Annotated in this window: 17 protein-coding genes; 2 read left to right on the top strand and 15 right to left on the bottom strand. The window is 66.9% G+C overall.

All coding sequences use genetic code 11. The features are described from left to right. Window positions 1-62 precede the first annotated feature (62 nt). The 3 genes from CYJ10_RS28660 to CYJ10_RS28650 form a co-directional block, all read right to left on the bottom strand. On the bottom strand, window positions 63-1,889 hold the full coding sequence (locus CYJ10_RS28660) for a serine aminopeptidase domain-containing protein (protein WP_101684825.1): 1,827 nt from the start codon (window positions 1,887-1,889) through the stop codon (window positions 63-65). Between the two features lie 92 nt (window positions 1,890-1,981). Then, complete coding sequence (locus tag CYJ10_RS28655) at window positions 1,982-4,363, bottom strand: polysaccharide biosynthesis tyrosine autokinase (protein WP_101684908.1); 2,382 nt, start codon at window positions 4,361-4,363, stop codon at window positions 1,982-1,984. Between the two features lie 59 nt (window positions 4,364-4,422). Continuing rightward, on the bottom strand, window positions 4,423-5,934 hold the full coding sequence (locus CYJ10_RS28650) for a mannose-1-phosphate guanylyltransferase/mannose-6-phosphate isomerase (RefSeq protein ID WP_180863095.1): 1,512 nt from the start codon (window positions 5,932-5,934) through the stop codon (window positions 4,423-4,425). A gap of 371 nt (window positions 5,935-6,305) precedes the next feature. Here CYJ10_RS28650 and CYJ10_RS28645 point away from each other — a divergent pair, with 371 nt between their 5' ends. Further along, on the top strand, window positions 6,306-7,376 hold the full coding sequence (locus CYJ10_RS28645; protein ID WP_101684824.1) for a DUF1839 family protein: 1,071 nt from the start codon (window positions 6,306-6,308) through the stop codon (window positions 7,374-7,376). Between the two features lie 89 nt (window positions 7,377-7,465). On the opposite strand, the gene CYJ10_RS28640 is transcribed toward CYJ10_RS28645, so the two are convergent. The 11 genes from CYJ10_RS28640 to CYJ10_RS28590 form a co-directional block, all read right to left on the bottom strand. Continuing rightward, window positions 7,466-8,194, bottom strand: coding sequence for a Crp/Fnr family transcriptional regulator (locus CYJ10_RS28640; protein ID WP_101684823.1), 729 nt, complete (start codon window positions 8,192-8,194; stop codon window positions 7,466-7,468). Between the two features lie 393 nt (window positions 8,195-8,587). Further along, on the bottom strand, window positions 8,588-11,152 hold the full coding sequence (locus CYJ10_RS28635; RefSeq protein WP_101684822.1) for a glycoside hydrolase family 2 protein: 2,565 nt from the start codon (window positions 11,150-11,152) through the stop codon (window positions 8,588-8,590). Further along, the gene (locus CYJ10_RS28630) at window positions 11,149-12,135 is read right to left on the bottom strand and encodes a DUF1839 family protein (protein ID WP_101684821.1); all 987 of its coding nucleotides are present in this window, start codon (window positions 12,133-12,135) and stop codon (window positions 11,149-11,151) included. Before CYJ10_RS28630 ends, CYJ10_RS28635 begins: the two co-directional genes overlap by 4 nt. Further along, the gene (locus tag CYJ10_RS28625; protein ID WP_101684820.1) at window positions 12,136-13,107 is read right to left on the bottom strand and encodes an amino acid--[acyl-carrier-protein] ligase; all 972 of its coding nucleotides are present in this window, start codon (window positions 13,105-13,107) and stop codon (window positions 12,136-12,138) included. A 10-nt stretch (window positions 13,108-13,117) separates the two neighbouring features. After that, complete coding sequence (locus tag CYJ10_RS28620; protein WP_101684819.1) at window positions 13,118-14,317, bottom strand: acyl-CoA dehydrogenase family protein; 1,200 nt, start codon at window positions 14,315-14,317, stop codon at window positions 13,118-13,120. Further along, window positions 14,314-14,565, bottom strand: coding sequence for an acyl carrier protein (locus CYJ10_RS28615; protein ID WP_101684818.1), 252 nt, complete (start codon window positions 14,563-14,565; stop codon window positions 14,314-14,316). The genes CYJ10_RS28620 and CYJ10_RS28615 overlap by 4 nt, the downstream gene beginning before the upstream one ends. A 108-nt stretch (window positions 14,566-14,673) precedes the next feature. Then, the gene (locus tag CYJ10_RS28610; RefSeq protein ID WP_101684817.1) at window positions 14,674-16,077 is read right to left on the bottom strand and encodes an undecaprenyl-phosphate glucose phosphotransferase; all 1,404 of its coding nucleotides are present in this window, start codon (window positions 16,075-16,077) and stop codon (window positions 14,674-14,676) included. Between the two features lie 105 nt (window positions 16,078-16,182). Continuing rightward, the gene (locus tag CYJ10_RS28605) at window positions 16,183-16,842 is read right to left on the bottom strand and encodes a phosphatase PAP2 family protein (protein WP_101684816.1); all 660 of its coding nucleotides are present in this window, start codon (window positions 16,840-16,842) and stop codon (window positions 16,183-16,185) included. Between the two features lie 456 nt (window positions 16,843-17,298). Beyond that, window positions 17,299-17,562 carry a hypothetical protein gene (locus tag CYJ10_RS28600; protein ID WP_101684815.1) on the bottom strand — a complete coding sequence of 88 codons (264 nt, stop codon included), beginning with the start codon at window positions 17,560-17,562 and terminating at the stop codon, window positions 17,299-17,301. 95 nt (window positions 17,563-17,657) lie between these two features. Beyond that, the gene (locus CYJ10_RS28595; protein WP_257993581.1) at window positions 17,658-18,212 is read right to left on the bottom strand and encodes a DNA-binding response regulator; all 555 of its coding nucleotides are present in this window, start codon (window positions 18,210-18,212) and stop codon (window positions 17,658-17,660) included. 270 nt (window positions 18,213-18,482) lie between these two features. Then, on the bottom strand, window positions 18,483-19,301 hold the full coding sequence (locus CYJ10_RS28590) for a helix-turn-helix transcriptional regulator (protein ID WP_101684814.1): 819 nt from the start codon (window positions 19,299-19,301) through the stop codon (window positions 18,483-18,485). A gap of 511 nt (window positions 19,302-19,812) precedes the next feature. Between CYJ10_RS28590 and CYJ10_RS28585 the strand changes: the two genes are divergently transcribed. Further along, the gene (locus CYJ10_RS28585; RefSeq protein WP_101684813.1) at window positions 19,813-21,612 is read left to right on the top strand and encodes a methyl-accepting chemotaxis protein; all 1,800 of its coding nucleotides are present in this window, start codon (window positions 19,813-19,815) and stop codon (window positions 21,610-21,612) included. A 189-nt stretch (window positions 21,613-21,801) separates the two neighbouring features. On the opposite strand, the gene CYJ10_RS34470 is transcribed toward CYJ10_RS28585, so the two are convergent. After that, window positions 21,802-21,982 (bottom strand): hypothetical protein (locus tag CYJ10_RS34470; protein ID WP_219621547.1); only part of this gene is annotated, 181 nt, incomplete at its 5' end.

Genomic DNA, 21,982 nt, shown 5'->3' with positions numbered 1-21,982 from the left:
CGGTTGCCCATAGTGTGCGCATCGCCCGGCCCATCGTCCGTGCGGTGCGCCACGGTGGCCGGTCACGCGCCCTGCAGTACCGGCTCCGGCTGGCTGGCGCGCTCCAGGGCGGCGTACTGGGCTTCGACGTGCCGCACCACGTGTTCGCAGAAGTTGTCACGGCTTTCCTGCAGGAACAGTGAATGGTCGAAGCACTCAATGGTCTTGACCGACACCTGCGACAGGCCGGCCAGCCCTTCGAGATTGCGGCCCAGGCACTGGGCCGTTTCCTCCAGACCGACATCGGTGACGCCATACAGCAGTTCGGTGCGCACACCGCGCTGATGCAGCTTCGCCATGAACTGCCGGGCGGGACTGCGCCCGCTGGTCGTCAGCTCGCCCGCTTCGGATGTGCCGCCGTGCAGCCGCGCGGCCAGACGCCCGGCGTGGTACATCGACAGCGCACCGATGCGGCGCGCCACGGTCTTCAGCAGCCGCCCGGGGTGTATATCGCCACGCGCCAGGCGTTGCCAGTTGCCCGGCTTGAGCGCGGCGTGCCAGAACAGGCGCAGCGGCTGGTCGGTCTTGCCATGGGTGTCATCGTCCGCATCGGTCCATTGGTACTTCACCAGATTGGCCAGCACCAGGCCGCAGACCTTGTCATTGGCCAGCGCGGCGTGCAGGCTCAGGAACGCACCCGAGCAGACACCGGCCAGCACAACCCGCTCGAAGCCACGCGACGCCATCCAGTTCACGGCGGCATGCATCTGCGCGCGCGATGCCACCGAGTAGATCTCGGGGATATTCATCGTGCGGTGGGCGCGCGGGCTGTCACCAAGTGCCGGGAGGTCCAGCCGCAGAGCGGCAACGCCTTGCCGTGCCAGCCTGCGCGACAGCCCCACGAACAGCCGGCCATCGCCGATGTGATGATTGCCGCCGGTGTTCGGAAAGATCACGGCCACGCGTGCCCGGGCACCGTCGGCCGGCAGACTCAGCACGCCAAACTGGCTACCGCCGTCGAGCCAGATGGGTTGCTCCAGCGCGCCGTCCACGTCCAGCTGCGCATTGCCGTGGCCGTCCTGCACGCGCGGGCGCGCCTTGTCGTTCTGACGCTCGCCCTCCGTCACCGGCAGCGCCGCAAGCCACCCCGTCACCTGCCGCCAGGCCGATTCGGGCACGGTCGAATATTCGGCGGACCGCATCATATCGGCATAGCCCTCGAACTCCCGAGTATCCACGCGCGCGCCCGCGGCCTCGTAGTGCACGGCCAGCCCTGGCACCGCCGACACGGTGCCGGGCCATTGGTCGAACAACAGCACGTGCGACGCGGGGCAGCCGGACTGGCGGTCCAGGCGCAGGGTCTCGATGCCCTGCACGAAATCGGCGCCGAAGCGGCCCGACAGCACGTCCAGCGCCCCTTCCGGCGCGGGGCGCGGGCGCAGGTCGGGTACGACGCTGTTGAGCCAGTTCACATGCAGCGCACGCATCTCGCGCAGGAAAGCGCGGCCGTTGACCACCGGCGCCAGCAACACCAGTGCCGCCGGCGGCTCGCCACGCCGCGTCATCTCTTCGGCGGCCAGCGCTGCCAGGCTGGCGCCCAACCGCAGCCCGCACAACGCCACCTGGCTCACGCCAGTTCGTGTTCGCAGTTCCGCCACCGCAGCCAGGATATTGGCGATCCAGCGCGCCTGGCACGCCGGCTCGTCACCGTTGCCGATGGCGTCGCCGGTGCCGTGGTAGTCGAACCGCAGCGTCGGGATGTCCGCAGCGGCCAGGTCGTCGGCCAAATGCCGCAGGCCCCGGTACGACCACATCCCTTCATGTCCCGGCGGCGCGCAGAGCACCACGCCCGTACGGCGGCCGGACCCATGCAGCCACCCTGTGCAGCCTTCAAAGACTATTCTTTTCATGGCCCCTCCCTTGTCGGCCGGGACGATTCTCGGCCGACCGCCCAATCGCCTGGCGAATGGGCGGCACTTTTTCTAGTTCTCGAATCCGCGTCCTAGGCGTTATGTTCGATCGCGCGCGCTTCCTCGCGTTGTCGCTGGGCGGGCAGCAGCACAGGCATGCCCAGGTACGGATTCATGTTGCTGTATTCGCCCTGGTTGCTGCGCTTCGGCTTCACGCCATTGAGGATGCCTCCCAGCATCCGCGTATCGGCCCGTGCGAGCCGCTTCATGGTTTCGGAAACCTGGTCGGGCAGCGTCGTGTCGGCACGCAACACCAGCAGCGTGGAGCCCGCCAGATCGGCCACGAAGGTGGCGTCGGCCACCGCCAGCACCGGTGACGTGTCGACGATGATCAGGTCGAAGCGATCGCGGCACATCTGCAGACAGGTAGTCATGGCCGGATGCATGAGCAGTTCCGACGGGTTGTTCGGCGGCGCGCCGGCCGGCAACACCGACAGCCCGTTGACCACGGTGCGCTGCACGGCTTCGGACAGCGGCAGACGGCCGGCCAGTACCTCGGCAAGACCGATGTCGGCCTGCAGGTCGAACCAGCTGGCCACCTTGCCCCGCCGCAGATCGGCATCGATCAGCAACACGCGCTGCCCCGCTTCGGCAAACAGCACGGCCAGATTGACCGACGCAAACGTCTTGCCGGCGCCCGCAGCCGGGCTGGTCACCGCCACCACCTTGTCGGGCGCGCCGCGCAACGAGAAATGCAGCGCGGCTCGGACACTGCGCAGACCCTCCACAGCCATCGAATGCGGCGCGTTGCGGGCCAGCAGGAACTGGTCGTGCAGGCCCAGCCGCAGCAGCCGTTCGGCGCCATCGAGGTCGTCGTCCGCATGCTCCGCCAGCTCGTCGGTCGTCGCCAGTGCCTGGCCAGGCTGTTTTTCCAGCAACCCGGCAACCTGCACGTGGGACCACGCCGAGCGCGAACGGGCATCCACGAGCCTTTCGAGTTCCACCTGTTCCGGGCTGAACACGATATCGCCCAGCATCGGCAGCCCGAGCCGCTCTTCGGCGTCGTTGACGTTTTCGAGCGTGGGACGGATGCGCTGGCGCACCGTCACGCAGGCCATTGCCAGGCACAGCCCCATCAGCGCACCGGCAGTGGTGGCCGGCCAGGGCCCCAGCCCCACCGGCCGTACCGGCACCAGCGCGCTGTCGAGCACACGCACCAGGCCGCTGCGATCCAGCTGCACCAGCGACAACTGTTCGGCCTTCTGGCGCAGCGTCATGTACATGTCTTCGGCTACCTTCACGTCGCGCGTCAGGCCCACCGATTCGCGTTCCGTCGACGACAGGTTCTGGTAGCGCGACTCCATGTCCTTGCGTTCGCGTATCAGCTGCTGGATCTGGTTGTCGATCGTCTTGACCTCGTTGGCCTCTTCGGTAAAGCGCTGCAGCGTCTTGGTGCGTTCCAGCTTGAGCTGCGCGATCTGCCGCTGGTAGTCGATGCTGCCCGTCAGATACGACTGGGCGTCCTGCGTCGGCGCCATGGTGCCGGACTTCGAGCGGTAGCGCGTCAGCGCGGACTCGGCCCGTTCCAGCTCGGCTTTCACGCGCGGGATCTCGCTGGTCAGAAAGGCCAGCGTCATGGCCGTATCGTCGCGCCGCTGTGACGCCTGATTGCCGATGAACGATTCGGTAATGCCGTTGACCAGCGCGGCGGCGGCCGTGCGGTCGGTGGTCCGCCACGAGATGCTGACGGTGCTGGCGTCACCCGGATGCATGTCGATGCGCAGCGCGTTGGACACGTCGTCGATGGTCTGCACCAGGTCACGGCGCGTCAGCACGAACCGCGTGCCCGGGCGGGCGTCCAGGCTGGCCACCCGCACGGCCACGCCATTGCCATCCGCCACCTGGCCCACCGTACCGGTCAGCAGTTCGGTGTCGCGGTCGTAGAGGCGGTAGCCGTTGTCGGGCAGCACTTCGAGCGTCAGCGGCACGTTGAGCAGGCGATCCGGCACGGCGAGCTTGTCCACCGTGATCTGCTCGCCGCTCCATGCGTAGCCGAGGCTGGCCGGCCACGGTGCCACGGCCCGGCCGGGCGTGGCGAAGAACGCGACGATGCCACCGATCAGCGGCGCACGCACTGGCTGCGCCGTGATGTCCAGGTGCAGCCGTTCGACGACGGGTGCCACCACGGTGCGGCTGCGCAGCATGCCGGCGTCGAGCGGCACCGCCGGGGCGGACATGCCCGGCAGGGTGTTGCGCGCCGCGCCGGCGGGCTCGCGCGGCTGCAGGACCTGAACGAGTGCGCTGGCGCTGTACACCGGCGGCTGCGACACCGCGAACAACCATGCCACGACCGCGCCCACCAGACCCGCGCCCAGGATCCAGCCCGCGTGATCGACCATGGCCCGCCGCGCGCTGCCGTTGCCCACCGCAGGCATGGCCGCGTCGGCCGTCCCTACTCCACCCGCAAATGACATCTTGCTCACGACGTCCCCCTTGCCTTCGATTGCTACTTCACCCGTGCGGGCGCGCCTGACTACTTGCGCCCGTAGTTGTCATCGAACCTGACGATATCGTCCTCGCCCAGATAAGAACCCGACTGCACCTCGATGATCTCCAGCGGCGTCTTGCCCGGATTTTCCAGCCGGTGCTGCGTTCCGATGGGGATATACGTCGACTGGTTTTCCGAAAGGATGCTGACCGTCTCGCCGCAGGTCACGCGCGCCGTGCCGCGTACCACGACCCAATGCTCGGCGCGGTGGTAATGCATCTGCAGCGACAGGCTGGCACCGGGATCGACCACGATGCGCTTGACCTGGAAGCGGTCGCCATGGTCGATCGAGTCGTAGCAACCCCAGGGCCGCTGCACCTTGCGGTGGTTCACCACCTCGCTGCCGTGCTCGGCCCGCAGGCGCTGCACCACGTTCTTTACGTCCTGCACATGGGCCTTGTCGACCACCAGCACGGCGTCGGCGGTTTCCACCACGACCACGTCCTGCACGCCCACGCACGCAATCAGGCGGCCCTCGGAATGCGCCAGGCACGACGTCGCGCCATCGAACAGCACGCGGCCGCGCGCCACGTTGCCGGCTGCGTCCTTCTTGGCGATGTCCCAGATGGCGGCCCAGGAACCGACATCGGACCAGCCCGGATCCATCGGCACCAGCATCGCCGGCACGTCGGCCAGCGTCTCGATCTTCTCCATGACCGCGTAGTCGATGGAGTCGGACGGGCAGGCCTCGAATGCTTCCTTGCACAGGCACAGCGCATTGCCCTTGGCCGCGCGCTCGGCGGCTTCGTAGGCGGCACGGCACTGGCGCGCCATGTCGGGCTGCAACTGGCCCAGCGCACGCATCCAGACCGACGCGCGCACGACATAGACGCCGCTGTTCCACCAGTAGTCGCCCGATTCCACGTAGGCTTGCGCCAGTTCCAGGTGGGGCTTTTCGACGAAGCGTTCCAGCGGCAGCGCGCCTTCCTGCGAAATACTCCCTGTCCGGATATAGCCAAACCCGGTTTCCGGGGCGCTGGGCCGCACGCCCAGCGTGACAATGGCGCCGCGGTCGGCCTGCCGCACGGCAACGGCCAGCGCGGCGCGGAATGCTTCCGGATCTGTCACGGCATGATCAGCTGGCGTGGCCACCAGCACCGCGTCGCCGGATTCGCCCGCATTGGCCATCGCATGCAGCGCGGCCATCGTCAGCGCGGGCGCCGTGTTGCGTCCGCATGGCTCGGCCAGGATCTGCGCGGGCTTGCCGCAGCGTTTCATCATCGCGTCGATCATGAAGCGATGCTCTTCGCCGCACACCACGATCTGCGGCGCCTCGATGCCGACGTTGCGGCCGGCCAGCACGGCCAGCCCTTCGAGCCGGCGTGCGGTGGCTTCCAGCAGCGTGTTCTCGGCCACCAGGTTCAGCAACTGCTTGGGATGCTGCTCGCGCGACAGCGGCCAGAGGCGCGTGCCCGATCCGCCCGCCAGAATCACAGGCTGGATCAGCGCCTGCCGCGTCTGCGCGGCAGCGGCGCCATGGCCCGTGTGATCGATCATGTCCGTGACTGCGGCAGAGGGAAGGCCTTTCCCTCGGTTCGGAATTCTCATCATGCCTCCTGCTGTTTCCTGCGTGTCGGCGAGGCTCCGGCTCCCAGGCGGTGCTTGGCAGGCGTGGCAGACGCACGGACACGTACCCTGGCCAGAGAGGATGGGCTCAGTGTAGGAATCTGCGCTGGCAGGACTCTGTTCGATTCCGCACACGCTGTTGGGCACGCTGCTAGCCACACCGCGCGCGCCACTGCGCAGCGCCGGCTTTGTTGGACAACGTACCGAAACGCCGCGCCGGAACCGGTCCAATGGCATTGGCCATGCACGCGCCTGGCCGGCCGGCGCCACGCCGGCTGCCATCCGAACACGGAGGACGGGAGATGGAGCAAAGCACTGCGAACGCCCTGGCTTGCACGGCAGATACCCTGGCCGAGGCCCCCCATGTGCCGGCCGCCAACGCGCAACAGGCGGCACGCCCCGTGGTGGCCCCGCCGCGTCTGCTGCATGGCGAGGCATCGGTCTGGCAGGAGACCAACTGCTACATGGATCTGTGGATCGAACTGCTGTATGGCTGGCACCTCGATCCGCGCGCCGCGCTGCCGTTCACCGTGGCGCAGGACTACGAGGGCGATCACTTCACCTTCTTCAAGTATCCGCAGGCCGACCTCGAACTGCTGTATGGAACGGTGGTGCAGGAAAGCGCCATCTACGACACGCTGGAAGCGCACATTGCCGAGCAGGTGCGGCGCGGCCACGCCATGCTGGTGGAGATGGACAGCTTCTATCTGCCCGATACGCGCGCCACGGCCTATCGGATGAACCACGTGAAGACCACCATCGCGATCGACGGGATCGACACCGCAGCGCAGACGCTGTCCTACTATCACAGCACGGGCCGCTACAGGGCCGAGGGCGACGACTATCGTGGGCTGATGCGGCTCACGCCCGAACTGAGCGGCAACGGCAACATCCTCTTCCCGTATGCCGAATGCGCCAAGCGCGTACGCGACCCGCTGCGCGGGCGCGACATGGCCAATGCCGTGGCGCAGCTGCTGCGCCGGCATCTGGGCCGGCGTCCGGACGAGAGCCCCATCGCGCGCTGGCGTACCGAATTTCCTGCGCAGGTGGACACCATCCTGGCGCGCGGCGATGCGTACTTCCATCACTACGGCTTCAATCTGCCGCGCCAGCTGGGGGCGAACTTCGAGATGCTCCAGCACGGCCTGAACTGGCTGGGCGAGCACGGCCACACGGTGTCGCCCGACGTCCGCGAAGCGGCTGGCGCCATCGCGGCGGAGTGCAAGGTGCTGCAGTTCCGCCTGGCCCGGGCGATGGCACGGCGCCGGGCCGATGCCTGCACCGAGTGCATGGACAACCTGGAATCGGCCTACGGCACCGTCATCACGGGCCTGCTGGCGTCGTTCGGGAGCATCGATCCGGCACATGGCTGATAACTGGCCACCCATGAAGACAATCGCCCCGGATGCCACCGCCTGGTGGCGTATGGCGTCCGGGGCGTGCCGCATCGGTGCGGATGCGCTCAGGCGTGCGCCAGCGTCAGGGCGGGCAGCAGGCGGTCGTATTCGCGCTTGACGAGCTTGTAGCACTCGCACGAATGATGCTCCAGGCCGCAGCGGTCCAGCACCGTGATATGGCCGCGGCTGTGGTGGATCAGGCCCAGGTCCTCCAGCTTGCCGGCTGCTTCCGTCACGCCTTCGCGCCGCACGCCCAGCATGTTGGCAATGACCTGCTGCGTGATCACCAGTTCGTTGGTGTTCATGCGGTCGATGGCCAGCAGCAGCCAGCGGCAAAGCTGCTTGTTCAGCGAGTGATGGCGGTTGCAGGCTGCCGTCTGCGCGATTTGCGTCAGCACGGCCTGCACATAGAGCAGCGTCACGCGCTGCAGCGCCGGCAGCTGCGCCAGTTCCCCACGCAGCACGCGGGCCGGAATGCGGTAGGCAAAGCCGGGGCTGCGCACTTCCACGCGGCTCGGCATCGTGTCGCCGCCGGTCACCACGGGGATACCGACCAACCCCTCGTTGCCGACCGCGGCAAACTCGACCGTGGCACCGTCTTCCAGCAGCGACAGCAGTGACACCACGGACGTGGTCGGGAAATACACGTGGACGATGCGCTGGCCGGAGTCGGTCAGCAGCTCCCCTGCACGCAGGCGGACGAGTTCAAAGTGTCGCGACAGCGCGTCCCATTCATGACGCGGCAGTGCGTTGAGCAGATGATTGACATGCAGGTCCGACCGATGCGTGATCATTTCTTCCTCCGTATGACCCAGGAGCAATGACATCGGAACGCCGCAGTACCTGCGAGACGCGTGACCCGACATCGCCGCTCCGCTCTTTTATCAGCTAGCTTGCTGGCGAATGCCCGGCGGCCCCGAGGCCGCCACCCGTGAATCCTTGCCGAAGCGTGTTGCCGCTGCTGCTTCGGTTTTCTCTTCGTTGTTGACTGTATTAAGTGCCATGAAGCACAGAACCGACAGTAGGCTGACGGATAGGTCCTGGCGTCATGCTTTGGTAGGTTGGATGTAGGAAAACGGGTGAGTCGCGGCGGCGGCGCGGCAGACCCGTGAGTCAGCCGGCAGAAGGAGGGAAATGTGTCCTGCCGCGCCAGAGGCGGCCTGGCGGGCAGGTGGAGAAGGATGAGTTCAGCCGTCGTAGCTGACAGAACGCGGCGCGTTCAACGCCGACACTTCACCCGAAGGGATGGCCCCCGCATGCATCGGCGCGGCCGCATCGTGCATCAGGCGGATGCGACGCGATTCGCCGGGCCCGAGGTGGAACCAGTCGGTCTCCGGCAACCAGGCGTGATCCTCGACATGGACCCACCGCGCAAAGCGCTGGGTGCTTACGGTGAGCCACCAGACGCCGTCCTCGCACGCCACGCTGGCGCGCAGGCCCGGGTCCTGCAACGCGTCGGGCCGCCGGTCGGGCAGGTACACGGCCTGGCTGAGCAACGCGTTGCCTGCCTCGGTCGCGCCCGCTTCCGGAGACGCGTCGTGCAGCGTGGCCACCACCACGTCGTGCGCGGGCGGCCCGAAGCGATAGGCGTAGGTGAAGTCGAAGAAGTGATCGATCAACGCCGCCGCCACGAGCTGCCGCGACTCACGCGGCGCCAGCGTCAGCGTCTGGTCGGCCTGTACGACCACGGTCTCGCCGTCGCGCAGGCAACGCAGCGTCAGCCGCACCGTGCGCGGCGCCGCCGTCTCGTTCACCACATGGATGTGAAGCCCATTGAGCCCCTCATCCGTCAGGATGACCTGCAGCGGCTGCCAGACCTGGCGCAGTGCGTGCCACGCAGATTTGGGCCGCGCGTACGCATCGACGATGCCCCATCCCGCGCCCGGCAACAGGTCCTGCAATTGCCAGACCAGGCCACCCTGGCAGGTGGAACCCGTGCGGCGCCACTCTCCGAATACCTCGGTCATGATTTCCGCCACCACGGCGCGCGACAGCGCCAGGTAGCGCGACGGCCGTTCATAGCGCAGGCGCGGCGGATCGACGTCGAACACCTCGCGCAGGTAGAAGTCGCGAATATCCTCGAAATCCCAGGCGGCACCGGCATCCCGCGGCACGCGCGCTTTCCAGCGCGGATCGTGGTACGGCTGAGACAGGCCGGCATCGGCCAGCGTGCGCGCGCACGGCACGTTGGCAAACGCCAGGCATTCCGACGTGAACCGGACATTGGCCAGCCGCGCATCGCTGAGCGGCCGCTGGTAGGCGCCCACGCCGTAGTAGTGCGATACGCCGGTATCGGGCTGGAACGGCCAGGCCCCTTCGCTGGGCGAATTGCGCACGTAGATCACATCGGGCCGATGCTCGGCCACCAGTGCGGGAATCAGTGTGTCGAACAGCGGCTGGCGCCAGGCGCCGCGCGGCACGCCCATCATCGCGGCCTGCTGCTCGGCCTCGCTGCCGCCACACAGCACGGCCAGGCTGGCGTGGGCGCAGGACGACGCCAGCCACTGCGAGACTTCGCGCCGCGCGTCATCCATCCAGGCGGCGCCGGTGTCGTTGCCGTAGTCGAAGTTGGCGAACATGAAGTCCTGCCACACCAGCAGCCCCAGCGCATCGCACTGGCGATAGAACGCTTCGCCCGGATAACAGGTGACGCCGCTCACGCGCACCATGTTGGCCCCGGCATCGCGCGCCAGCCGCAGCCAGCGCGCCACGGCCTCGTCGGTATCGGCCAGGCCGGGCAGGTCGTGGCTGGACACGCACGCGCCCCGGCAGAACACGCGCTCGCCGTTGACGCGCAGCCCAAACGCGCCGGCATCGCCGTCGCGGTCTTCTGTAATCGTACGGAATCCAACGTTGCCGCAGGCCAGGACCTGGCCACCCATGCTGGCGTCCACCCGATACAGCGCGGGTTCGCCGTGGGTATGCGGCCACCAGCGCCGGGCATCGGGGATACGCAGCGCGCCCGACAGCGTGTGCGGGCCGGTACGACGCAGATCGCCATGCCAGATGGCCTGGTCGGGTCCGATTGCCGAGAACGCGCCTTGCGCGGGCGCGGCGCCCGGAAAGTGCAATTGCAGGTCGATGACGCCGTCGGTGCCGTCGATCCGGCTCGACAGTTCGGCGCGTACGCCATGCGTGAGATCGGTGCCGATCGGGTCCAGCAGTTCGATGTCGCGCCACGGCCCCACCGCGTGCACCGGCGGGCACCAGCCGGGCATGTGCCCAAGCAGCGTGGTGCGCACGGTGCGCAGCGATGGCGGCTGGATCATGCGCGGCTTCCAGCGCACCGGTCCGCGCTGCGTGCGCAGCCACGGATGCAGCGCGCGAAAACAGATATGGAGCACGTTGTCGGCGCCGGCCAGTTCCACCTCCGCCTGGTGCGCGGCGAACATATGGCGTGTGGTCAGCACATGCTGGCCGTTGAGCCAGACCTCGGCAATCGTCGCCAGGCCGTTGAAGCGCAGCAGCCGGCGCCCGCTGCCCGAGAATTGCAGCCGGTACCAGTAGTCATGCTGATGCAGCGGCGGCGGCGATGTTTCGTCCCAGCGCTTCGCCGCGCGCAGCGCGCCGGCCACCGTACCGGGCACGGACGCGGGCAGCCAGTGTCCGGTCTCGGACAGCTCGCCCGGATGCGCGGCCGCATTGGCAAAGGTTTCGAGGAAGGTCCAGTCGCCTTCCAGTCGCGCCCGGCCCACGGCCACACCGGGCCGCAAGATGGGCAGGAGTGTCGGTTCCGGATCGCGTGCAGTCATGTCACCTTCTCTCCGAAGTGGGCCGCCAGCGCGGGCACCGTGCCCTGGTAGGCCAGCTCAAGCTGCTCAAGGCAGTCTTCGCAGCTATCAATCTTGCGGCTGATCACCGCGCGCATCAGGCGGAACTGCATCACCATGGCCTCGGACGCCATCGTGTAGCACGCCTCCGCTACCGAATCGGGCAACGTCTGACCCTGCATGACCAGCCAGCGCACATAGCGGCCAAGCAGCTCGAAGTTGGCCCCAAGCTGGCGCAACACGCTGGCGGCGTAGATCTGGAAGTTGGGCTCGCCACGCGCCATCAGCTGTTCCAGGTGCGCCGGGAACGCGGCACGAAATGCCTGGATCGGATTCTCGCGCGGGCGGCGCGCCAGGTGGCCGCGCAGCAGGTCCAGCGATGCGCGCATCAGGACGTCGTCGGTCAGCCCCGGAAAGCGCCGCCGCACGACTTCAGCCTGCGGAAACGTGGCCACACCCCACATCGTTTCATGCGCAGGCATACGAAAGATGGCCAGGTAGTCGTCGCCGCTGGCGGTGTGATAGCCGTCATGGTGGTAATAGCCCACGGCGGTGGCGTCTGGCACGAGCACATCGATGGCGATGCACGCGCGCGCGTGCTGGCGCCGGTAGACGCCCGGCGCCTGTGGCAGCTGGAAGCTGTCCACTTCCAGCAGCACCGCGTTGCCACGGTTGGTCTGCGCGGCCACATGCGATTCCAGCCGGCCATAGGTCGACAGCTCGTCCTTGACGATGCCGAACAGGCGCTCCAGGTCTATCGACGGGATATTCGACGACGTGAACTGGTCACCCTCGAAATCAAGCGTCACGGTGAACGGCAAGGCGGCAATGGGCTCGAAATCCCATCCATGCAACAGTTCGACCCACAGGTCGATATGGCGGTTGGCATGCGACCACACCGGATTGCCCCCGTGCAGCGCATGCGCACCACCGCGCGTGCGTACAGCCTTGCCGTCGCCGAACATTTACACGCCTCCCAGCGTCTCGCGCACCGCTTGCGGCCACGTTGCCGGGTCCAGCCCGTGATGCTTTAGCAGCGCCAGCGTGAGCCGCTCGATGCCGAAACCCACGCAGCCCGTGTGGGCCACACCGCCATCGGCAAGGCCGATATGCCAGAGCGCCCCGAAATGGTCCATGTGGTAGTTGAAGCTCATGCAGGCGGTAGGCGGCGCGCCGTCGTTCACCGGTATCAGCAACTCGAACTTCAGCTTCAGTTCGCGCTGGCTGTCGGCCACGATCTTGCCGCCGCGGCCGAAGAAGGGGTCGTTCGCCACGTCCACTTCCACGGGCAGCTGCAGGGCCCTGGCCAGCGCCTGGCCGCGGTCCATCCACAGCTGGCGAAACGCGACGATGCGATCGGGCGATCCCAGGCACACGTATTCACGCTGCCGGAACAACTGCATGCGCGTGGGCTCCAGGGACGGCTCGTGCCGGTAGCAATACGACAGCACGTCCACCACCTTGCCGTCCGGCGGCAGCGGGCCGCGTTTGGCCACAACCGGATAGATCGGATAGCAGGCGGCCGGCGTCAGCACCACGCCCGTGAATGCCTGCTGGTCGCTCCAGTCTTCCTTGTCCTCCACGCGCGCCAGCAGCCGGCGATGCGCACGGTCGTCGCCGCAGAAGCTGTGGATCGTGCCGGCCAGCTGCGGAAAACTCTTCAGGTATTCGCTGGTCTCGAAATCCTGCTTCCCCATGGCGGGCGGAAAACGCAGCACTTCAGCCTGCTGGTCGGCGCCAATCCGGCTGATGGCCACGTTCAGACCGTCGGCAATGGACTCGAACAGCACGCTGCGGCCATACAGCCCCTTGACGCCGGTTTCGATCAGCAGACCGGCAGCCAGCAGCTGCTCGAGGTAAGTGGGCGCAGCCGGCGCAGGGGTCAGTTCTCCGGCGCCGCCTCCCGGGGCGGCGTCGGTCAGTGCATGTGCATCCATGGATGGCTCCTCAGGAACGGTCGGCCAGCAGCAGGTTGGCCGTATTGGTCTGGATGCGATCGTTGTTGATCATCAACGGCGCAGACCACAGGTCGCGCAGATGGCGACCCAGGCTGAACGGCGTGCCATGCTTGTAGCCGGCCATGCCGCATACCAGCAGCGACTGCTGCACGACATCCAGCGCCATCGTCGACATGGCGGTCTTCAGCCCGTTCATGTCCGCAGCCAGCGCAAACGCGGCCGAGACCGAAGCGCCGGCATGGCGGGCACGCTGGCGTTCCAGTGCCATGTCGACGCGCGCTTCCATCATCTGCAGCAGGCTCACGGCCTCGGCCACACGCGGCGCCGATGGCGGCAGCTGGCCCGGCCGCGCACGCGCCTGGCCCTGGAAGAACGTCTTAGCACGCGACACTGCATCGCTGGAGATACCCAGCCACAGCGCGCTCCAAAGAATGTGCGAGACCGGCGTCATGGTGGCGTCCGCGATCTCGCCGAACGGCACGGGCAACACCTGATCCACCTGGCCGGCGGCCTCCAGCCGGAAGCCGTTGCTGCAGGTGCCGCGCATTCCCAGGGTGTCCCACGCATTCAGGCTCTGCAGCGTGTAATCGGCCTTCAGCGCGCAGACCAGTACCTGGTCCGACGGCGATGCATCGGCGTGGCGGCGGGCCGTGATCAGGATGCCGTCCGCGTGCGCGCCATAGGAAATCGTCGGCGCCATCTTCAGCAGATGAAAGCGGTCGCCTTCCACGTTGACCGCGCAGCCGCTGCTGCGCAATGCGCCGCCAATGGCTTCCTCGGACGTGGCCGATGCCAGCAGCAGTTGTTCGCCCGCCACGCGCGCCAGCATCTGCTGGTGCCACGCGCTGCCCATGCCGTGCTCGAGCAGGCAGGCCACCTGGATCTGGTGCATCGCGTAGATCATGCCGGTGGACGCGCACGTTTCGCCCAGCACCCGGCAAATGGCCGCAATGGTGGCCAGCGGCGCCCCGCTGCCGCCCAGCACGGCAGGCACCATCGCGCCAAGCAGCCCCTTCTGGCGCAGTACCTCGAAGGCTTCGTGCGGGAAGCGCGCCTCCTGGTCTACGGCATCGGTAAAGCGCTGCGCCACGGCGGCGGCCTCCCGGGCGGCCGCAATCAGCTCGTCGCCGGCCATGGCGCTGCCGCCGACCGGGTTGGCATGGGCCAGTGCTACCTTGGCGGTACTCATGCTGCCTCCTGCTGCTGGCGAATGATTTCGACCGCCGCAGCGAGAGAATCCACGCTGCGGAAGAGCTGACGCGTCAGCATCTGATCCGGGATCTCGATGTCGAAAGCATTTTCCAGCGCCAGCATCACGTGTACGGTGGCCAGCGACGACAGGCCTGCTGCATACAGGTCATCGTTGTCGGCAAGCGTGGCCAGCGGCACGTCCAGACGAGCCACTTCTCCCAGGATGTTGCGGATAGTTGTTTTCATTCGGTGTCTCCGATTCAAGGAAGCCTTGACGGGCTCCATTCCAGTTGTTTCGGGCGTCTCGCTCGGTGCGATGTCGCACCAACCTGACACCGTTGCGCGGCGTCCCCCTCAATAGGCGGCCGCGCCTGTCCAGCCGTGCAGGGCCGTACGCAGGATGATCCGAAGGTCGAGCTGGAACGACCAGTGCTGGATGTAATAGATGTCGAACTCGATGCGCTTGCGCATTTTCTCGATCGTGTCGGTTTGTCCGCGCAGGCCATTGATCTGGGCCCAGCCCGTGATGCCGGGCTTCACGCGATGGCGCAGCATGTAGCGGTCGATCAGTTCCTTGTAGATCTCGTTGTGCTCCATCGCGTGCGGACGCGGGCCCACCACCGACATCTCGCCGCGCAGCACGTTGAAGAACTGCGGCAGCTCGTCCAGGCTGGTGCGGCGCAGGAAGGCGCCGATCCGCGTCACGCGGGGGTCGTCTCGGGTGGCCTGCGTCACGCCGTGGTCCTGGTGCATGCGCATGGTGCGGAACTTGTAGACGTTGAACGGGCGCCCGTCGATGCCGAGCCGCTGCTGGTGAAACAGCACCGGCCCGGACGACGACAGCTTGACCATCAGCGCGATCAGCAGCAGCAAGGGGCTCAGGCCCACGATCACCGCCAGCGCGAACGCGCGGTCGAAGCTGGCCTTGACGAGTCCGGTCACGCCCGACACCGGCGGGCTGTTGAGGTCGATCACCGGCAAGCCCATGAAATCGCTGAACCGGTGCCCCAGCAGTTCCACCGACGCCACATCCGGCACCCAGCGGATATCGATCAGCTCGTTGCGGAACTGGCGAACCACGTCGGACAGGTCGCGGCAGGCGGCCATCGGCAGCGTGAGCCAGATCTCGCGCACGCCCTGGCAGCGCACCATCGCGCTGACCTCTTCCATGGTGCGCAGCGGCTCGACGCCGGCGGGAATGGTCTCGCTGGTTTCATCGTAGATGCCGACTACGCGGTAGCCGGCCGCGCGAATCTCCTGCACGCGCAGATACATCTCGCGGCCGAGCGGCCCGTAACCGCAGATCACCACGCGCTTGGCGTTGATGCCCTGCTCGCGCACGTTGGCAAGCATGCGGAACATGATGGCGCGCGACAGCAGCAGCAGCACCATGGTGCTGATGAACCAGCCCATCGACCAGAGACGGGAGACGGCGCCGATCTGGTGGATCAGGAAGGCGCCCATCAGGCCCGTCAGGAACACCGTCGCCCACGCGGCACCGGCCCGCAGCGCCAGCACGGTCTGGCTGCGGCCACGCCACGATTCGTAAAGGCCGAACGCCGGAAACACGACCAGGGCCCCCAGCGCGCACAGCATGGTCAGGAAGCCGTTGACGGGCGCCGCCTCCCGGATGCCGCCCGGAAAGTAGATCGCGCCCATGCCGATGCCGGCTGCCGCAATCAGCAGCGCATCGCAGAGTCTGTAGAGATAGTGGAGGGCCGAATTACGCTCGGCAGCGACATTCCAGTTCGACACCATGACCGCCCCATGTCCCTTGCGGGAAGCTGTTTCGGGTCATGTTTGCGCAGCGCGTTGACAGCGTCTGTTAGGCGGCGCACACAGGTCCGGGGCGCCTCCGGAAGCCTACCGGGGAGGATGCTGGAACACGCCTGCCGCGTGCATGCGGGTACCCAGCAGCGCAGCCCATTCGCCCCGGTGATAAGGGCGGTCGCGCCCCGAAAGGAACATGGCAAGCTCCTGCACCATCACGTGGCTGGCGCCGGCCAGGCCGCCGGTGGGCAACGCCATCAGGGCGGCCAGCAAGACGCACATCGCCAGCATCGTGCGGGGGCTGCGCGGCACGCCGTGGCGGACGACGATCGGCAGGCTGACCAGAAAGCCAAGCGCCAGGCCGCTGACCACTTCGGAAACCGAATGCGCATGCAGCGCCAGCCGCGAGACGCCCACCGCCAGCGCCAGCAGCACGCCGCCCAGCGCGGCCAGCAGGCCCAGCCCGGGCCGCGAGTCGGGCATGGCGATGTAGCAGATCACCGGCAGGATCGACGCCGCCATCATCGCGTGGCCGGAGAACCCCGTGAAATCGAGCGATGCACTGCCGATGCCCCAGCCCATGAAGGCGAGCTTCGACGCCAGCACCACGAGCGCGGTGGCGGTGAACGCGAGCATCCAGTGCCGCGCCACGCCGGTGGCGCCGTGCCAGCGCATCCACGCGTAAAGAAAGCACGCGCAGGGCAGCAGGAAGGCGGATTCGCCAAATTGGGTGATCAGTTCCCAGCGGTTCATCGGTGTCTGCGGCGGAGCCGCGTCATGGCGGACGACAAGGATTGCGGACGAAGGTGCAGCGGCAAGGTACGTGGCGGCAGCGTAGCACCACTGCGGCCGCTGCGCGCGCCAGATCATTCGATGGATCATCCCGGGTGCCCATCCCGAAGCATGAGGGCTGCGCGCGGTTGCCGGCACCCGGCGCGTGGTGCCGCCGTCCGCACTGGCGCGCCAGCACTGGGCCCGCCGCTTCGAGCGGCCCGCAAACCCGAGGATGAGATGCCGGGGTGGCATGCGTCTTCTGGTTGATACTGTCCCGCACGGCGATTCGATATGTTCAATGCAATGGTCGCGCACCACGTGTGCGGCCATTTCAAAGCCCGCATGGTCCCCCGGTCGGCGGGCTTCTTTTTTTGGGCCGGCGGATCGAGCGGAGGCGAATCGGGCGGGATCGCTTTTCGCTGCGTGGGACGGGAGTCAGGTCGGCGGCGGCGTGCGCGTCAGCGCGACGAACAGCGCGCGGGCGGCATCCAGGTGGCGGTTTGCTTCGCGCTCGCCAATTTCGCGCGCGGCGACGATGGCCGCGTCTTCGGTGGCAAAGCACCGACCATGCAGTTCGCCCCGATACAACAACGGCCCGCCAATGATGGCGAGCCGTATCTCGTAGCAGCATGCCCACTTGCCCCGGCCTTCGCGCACGGCGAACCCGTGGACAATCAGAATATCCAGACTGTGTTCCATACGACCCCCTGCTCCCCGCGGCGGCCGGCCTCTCCAAGGCGCCGGCTTCTTACCGTAGGCAAACCCAGCATAGTCGTATCAACGCGCGGATGCCTTCATCCGATGGCAGTAGTCCCATCCGGACTTACCCGCGCCGCAGGGATGAAGTGCGATGCGGGCGAGGGCGAGGGCGCGACCGATGCGCTGTGCGGATGCAGCGATCTCAGCAATGACAGCGCACTGCGTGGAAAGCACTGCCCGCCCGCCCACACCAGCGTGGCGGCCGCGCACACCAGTTCCACCGGCGCCGGCACCGCCAGGCATCCGTTGGCGCCGAGCAACGCGGCATGGGCCATCAGCGTGGCGTCCAGGGTATCGGACAGCACCAGCCAACGCCGTGGCGCCAGCCGCGCCCGCACACGGTCGAGCAGCTTGCGCGGGTCGCCCGGCACGCCGCTGCAATCCACCAGCGCCATGTCCACCGGATGTTCCGGTATGGGTTCGGATGCATCGGGGTTATCGATCGACGGCATGCGTACCGAGACGGGATCGCCGCCAAGCAGCCATTCGGGTCCGTGCCAGTGCACCGGCGTCGGAATATCCTGCCCTTCCATCCGGCGAGCGAGGATCCTGCACATCATTTCGTTGCTGGCGATGAGATAGGTCGTCATCTGAATGCCATCCGCGCTTTTTGCGCGTGTGTCCGCAGGGTGTGGTGCCCCGGCGGCACGCCCGGTCGGGCGCATCGAATTCTTGTGGAAATGATGGCGATGAGGAGTCCGTGCCGGAGATTCCGCTGATCTCCGCGGCAGCCCCCCGGCGCCGCACCTGAACTTACAAGCTAGCAACCACGGCCGGCTGCCGCCTCATGCTTTTGGATGAGAGGCGGGCCGGCAGATGGCGGACGCGTGCCGCCGTCGGGCAACGTCCGATGACTTCGGTTATGCGGCCTCACACGTCTCCCGCGCGTTCAACGACGACATCGGGATGTGCGTGGGCCTGGCGGGCGTGGGGCCCGGCCAGTTGAGCGTGGCGCCGCGTTGCAGCGCCACGTAGACCGCTTCGCCCTTGTTGCGCACGTGCAGGCGCTGATAAAGCGTGCAGGCGTGAGTCTTGGCGGTGGCCACCGAAATGTTCAGCAGGCGGCTGACGGTCTTGATCGGATAGCCGCGTGCCAGCAGGGCCAGCACTTCGTACTGGCGCTCGGTGATGTGGAGCAGATGCGAGCCGGCCGCGGGCGTTTCCAGCGGGGCTGCCTGTCCGTGCGCGACGGCATCGGGCAGATGGGCCGGGACGCTGTGCAGCGGCACCACGATCGGCGCGGCGTCGTGGCGCGCTTCGGCCGTGCCCGACTCGGCGTGTCGTGTCGTGGGCAGCTGGGACGGAAAGCACTCGCCGCCTGCTAGCACCAGGCGGATAGCCGCTTCCAGCGCATCGGCCGAACAGGTCTTGGCCAGCAGGCCGCGCACTGCTTCGGGCATGCCAGCCTCGGGCAGCGGCACCGGCAGCTGGTCGGCCAGCACCAGCACGCGCAGCGGCGTCAGGCGACTGCACAGTTCGGCCAGCGTGTGCCAGCCCTGCTCTGCGTTGGCCGGCAGGCCAAAAACGAGCAGATCGGCGTGGTGTGTCCACGGATCGGGTTCGTGCAGGGCAGCGGGATCGAGATCGACGAGATCGCCCGGTACATGCGCCTGAGCCAACAGATGGCGCAATCCGAGACGCAACAATGGATGTGGCTCGAGCAACAGAATGGTGGCCATGGCCGCTCACTTCTTCTTGGCGCGCCGCTGCGATTCCTTGCAAATTCGCATGGCGTGCTGTTGGAGGCGCTCCGCTTGTGACGCGGCTGCACTTCCATACGATCTGCATCACCTCCCGAACCCTCCGCAGCGCTTCCCGCCCTGGCTTGTTGCCTGCTGCTTCTGGCCCTCCCTCGGAGGATGTCAGACCGCCCCGTGTGCGTATGTAACGCGTTAGATGCTTCTGAACTCAGATTCAAATTAAATCTAATTCTGGTGTTCAGCATAGGCAGCACACCTTGCGATTGCAAGCCGATGCTGCAGCGCAACGGGTATTCCCTTGGTTGTATGGCAACTGACCTCAATCGATATGGCAAGCAGCCCGCATACCTCGAACGATCGTTCGCAGCCGTGGAAAGTGACCCCAGAATCTCTATGCTGCGGCGCACTAAAGTCGGCCCGATGCGCGCCGTCAATGCGATGGCAATTCAATCGCCCAGACCTGGGCCAACCTGAGAGAAGAGTTCAACACATGCTTTCCTCGCTTCGCGCGCGAATCGTGGCCCTATCCGTGGCCATCGTCATCGTGGCGCTGGCAGCCAATGCCATCGTCAACCAGCTTGTCGCCCGTGCCTATAACAACGAGGCCATCGACAACAACCTGGCCGCCGTGCAAACCGGCCACGTGGACGCCATTGCGGAGTGGGTGTCCAGTCACACGCAGATGATCGCCTCACTGCAGGACGCCGCACTCCAGGACGACCCCATCCCAGCGCTGCGGCTGGTATCCCGCGCGGGCGGCTTTATCAAGACTTACGTCGGTTATCCGGACAAGAGCCACCGGTTTTCTGACGCAGCCGGACTGAAGCCCGACTACGATCCCACGGCCCGGCCCTGGTACAAGCAGGCCGTGGCGGCGGGCAAGCCCATCGTCACGCCACCTTATATAGCAGCCAGCAGCGGCAAGCTGGTGGTGACGTTTGCCGTGCCGGTGATCCGCGATGGCGGCGTCAAGGCCGTGATCGGCGGCGACGTGGCCATGGACGCCGTGGTGGCCAACGTGCGGTCGATCCATCCCACCCCAGCCAGCTTCGGCATCCTGGTGGCGCGCGACGGCAAGATCGTCGCCCATCAGGACGACAAGCTGACGCTGAAGCCGATTGCCGATCTGATACCCGCGCTGGAAGGCGACAAGCTTGGCGCGCTGGTATCGGCCACCGCGCCGCTGGACGTCAGCGTGAGCGGCACCAGCAAGCTGCTGCGCGGCCGCGATATCGCCGGCACCGACTGGGTTGCCGTGATTGCGCTGGACAAGGCCGAAGCCACGGCCGGCATGCGATCGGTGCTGCTTGCATCGATGATCTCGCTGGTGATCGTGGCCTGCGCGGCAGCGCTGATCGTGGCCGGCGTGACGGCGGTTTCGTTCCGCCGGCTGTCGGGCATTCGCGACGCCATGGTGGCGATCGGCTCCGGCGATGGCGACCTCACGCGTCGTCTGCCCGCGCAGGGCACCGACGAGGTGGCGCAGATCGCCCGCGCCTTCAACGCCTTTGCCGACAAGCTCGTACACGTGATGCGCCAGATTCGCGACGCAAGCGAATCGGTACACGTGGCCGCCAACGAGATTGCGGAAGGCAACGCGGATCTGTCGCGCCGCACCGAGTCGGCCGCTGCCAGCCTGGAACAGACCGCCGCATCGATGGAGGAGATCACGGCCACGGTGGGCCAGTCGGAAAGCGCCGCGCGCCAGGCCGACGATACAGCCACGCAGGCCCAGCAGGTGGCCACACACGGCGGCAGCGCCATCGCGGGGGCCATCGACACGATGGGTGACATCGAACGCGCAGCCGTGAAGGTCTCGGACATCATCGGCGTGATCGAGGGCATTGCCTTCCAGACCAACATCCTGGCGCTGAACGCTGCCGTGGAAGCGGCGCGTGCCGGCGAACAGGGCCGCGGGTTCGCCGTGGTGGCGGGAGAGGTGCGCGCGCTGGCCCAGCGCAGTTCGCAGGCCGCCAAGGAGATCAAGACGCTGATCGAATCGACGGTGGGCAGTGTCAATGCCGGGTCCGGCCAGGTGCGCCTGAGCGGCGAGACGATGCACGAGATCGTTGGCAACGTCAGCCGCGTCACGCAGATCATTTCCGAGATCACCAGCGCGGCGCGGGAGCAGACACGCGGCATCCAGGAGGTGAACGTGGCGGTCGGCCAGCTTGACCAGATGGTGCAACAGAACGCCGCGCTGGTAGAGCAATCCACCGCCGCTGCGGCTGCACTCCAGGGCCAGGCGGCCACGCTGGCGGAAGTCGTGCGGACGTTCAGGCTCGACTGACACCCGACACCGCAGCCCGGCTCACGGCCGGGCGCCTCTCCGCGCCACCCTGGCATCTCGCGCGCCAGGGACTTCCCCTCCATTATTGAAATTGAACGCTCGGACTTGCAGCCGTCCACGATGCTGGGCGGCGGGGTGCGCGTTGCCTTCCGCAAAAAGGCCAGTTCAGGCGCCAACCTCTCGATTCAATTATTTTGAATAACTATGACGACGATAGCCCACTTTCTCCGAGGTGGCGGTCGCTATAGTTCTGCACATGGACAGCGCAGCAACGCAGCGAAACGAACGAAGCGAAGCCAGCGCCGCCCGATAAAACCTCAAACTTATTGAATCATCTTTCATTCCGGAGCACACCATGTCGAACGCCAAA

Source organism: Cupriavidus pauculus (genome assembly GCF_002858765.1).
Classification (GTDB): domain Bacteria; phylum Pseudomonadota; class Gammaproteobacteria; order Burkholderiales; family Burkholderiaceae; genus Cupriavidus; species Cupriavidus pauculus_B.
The sequence above is the reverse complement of the archived record's forward strand: the minus strand, read 5'-3'. Positions and strand labels throughout refer to the sequence as shown.

Excerpts from the sequence above, each read along its gene's own strand:
- CYJ10_RS28660 (WP_101684825.1), bottom strand. The coding sequence starts at position 1,889 with ATGAAAAGAATAGTCTTTGAAGGCTGCACAGGGTGGCTGCATGGGTCC.
- CYJ10_RS28655 (WP_101684908.1), bottom strand. The coding sequence starts at position 4,363 with ATGTCATTTGCGGGTGGAGTAGGGACGGCCGACGCGGCCATGCCTGCG.
- CYJ10_RS28650 (WP_180863095.1), bottom strand. The coding sequence starts at position 5,934 with ATGATCGATCACACGGGCCATGGCGCCGCTGCCGCGCAGACGCGGCAG.
- CYJ10_RS28645 (WP_101684824.1), top strand. The coding sequence starts at position 6,306 with ATGGAGCAAAGCACTGCGAACGCCCTGGCTTGCACGGCAGATACCCTG.
- CYJ10_RS28640 (WP_101684823.1), bottom strand. The coding sequence starts at position 8,194 with ATGATCACGCATCGGTCGGACCTGCATGTCAATCATCTGCTCAACGCA.
- CYJ10_RS28635 (WP_101684822.1), bottom strand. The coding sequence starts at position 11,152 with ATGACTGCACGCGATCCGGAACCGACACTCCTGCCCATCTTGCGGCCC.
- CYJ10_RS28630 (WP_101684821.1), bottom strand. The coding sequence starts at position 12,135 with ATGTTCGGCGACGGCAAGGCTGTACGCACGCGCGGTGGTGCGCATGCG.
- CYJ10_RS28625 (WP_101684820.1), bottom strand. The coding sequence starts at position 13,107 with ATGGATGCACATGCACTGACCGACGCCGCCCCGGGAGGCGGCGCCGGA.
- CYJ10_RS28620 (WP_101684819.1), bottom strand. The coding sequence starts at position 14,317 with ATGAGTACCGCCAAGGTAGCACTGGCCCATGCCAACCCGGTCGGCGGC.
- CYJ10_RS28615 (WP_101684818.1), bottom strand. The coding sequence starts at position 14,565 with ATGAAAACAACTATCCGCAACATCCTGGGAGAAGTGGCTCGTCTGGAC.
- CYJ10_RS28610 (WP_101684817.1), bottom strand. The coding sequence starts at position 16,077 with ATGGTGTCGAACTGGAATGTCGCTGCCGAGCGTAATTCGGCCCTCCAC.
- CYJ10_RS28605 (WP_101684816.1), bottom strand. The coding sequence starts at position 16,842 with ATGAACCGCTGGGAACTGATCACCCAATTTGGCGAATCCGCCTTCCTG.
- CYJ10_RS28600 (WP_101684815.1), bottom strand. The coding sequence starts at position 17,562 with ATGGAACACAGTCTGGATATTCTGATTGTCCACGGGTTCGCCGTGCGC.
- CYJ10_RS28595 (WP_257993581.1), bottom strand. The coding sequence starts at position 18,212 with ATGACGACCTATCTCATCGCCAGCAACGAAATGATGTGCAGGATCCTC.
- CYJ10_RS28590 (WP_101684814.1), bottom strand. The coding sequence starts at position 19,301 with ATGGCCACCATTCTGTTGCTCGAGCCACATCCATTGTTGCGTCTCGGA.
- CYJ10_RS28585 (WP_101684813.1), top strand. The coding sequence starts at position 19,813 with ATGCTTTCCTCGCTTCGCGCGCGAATCGTGGCCCTATCCGTGGCCATC.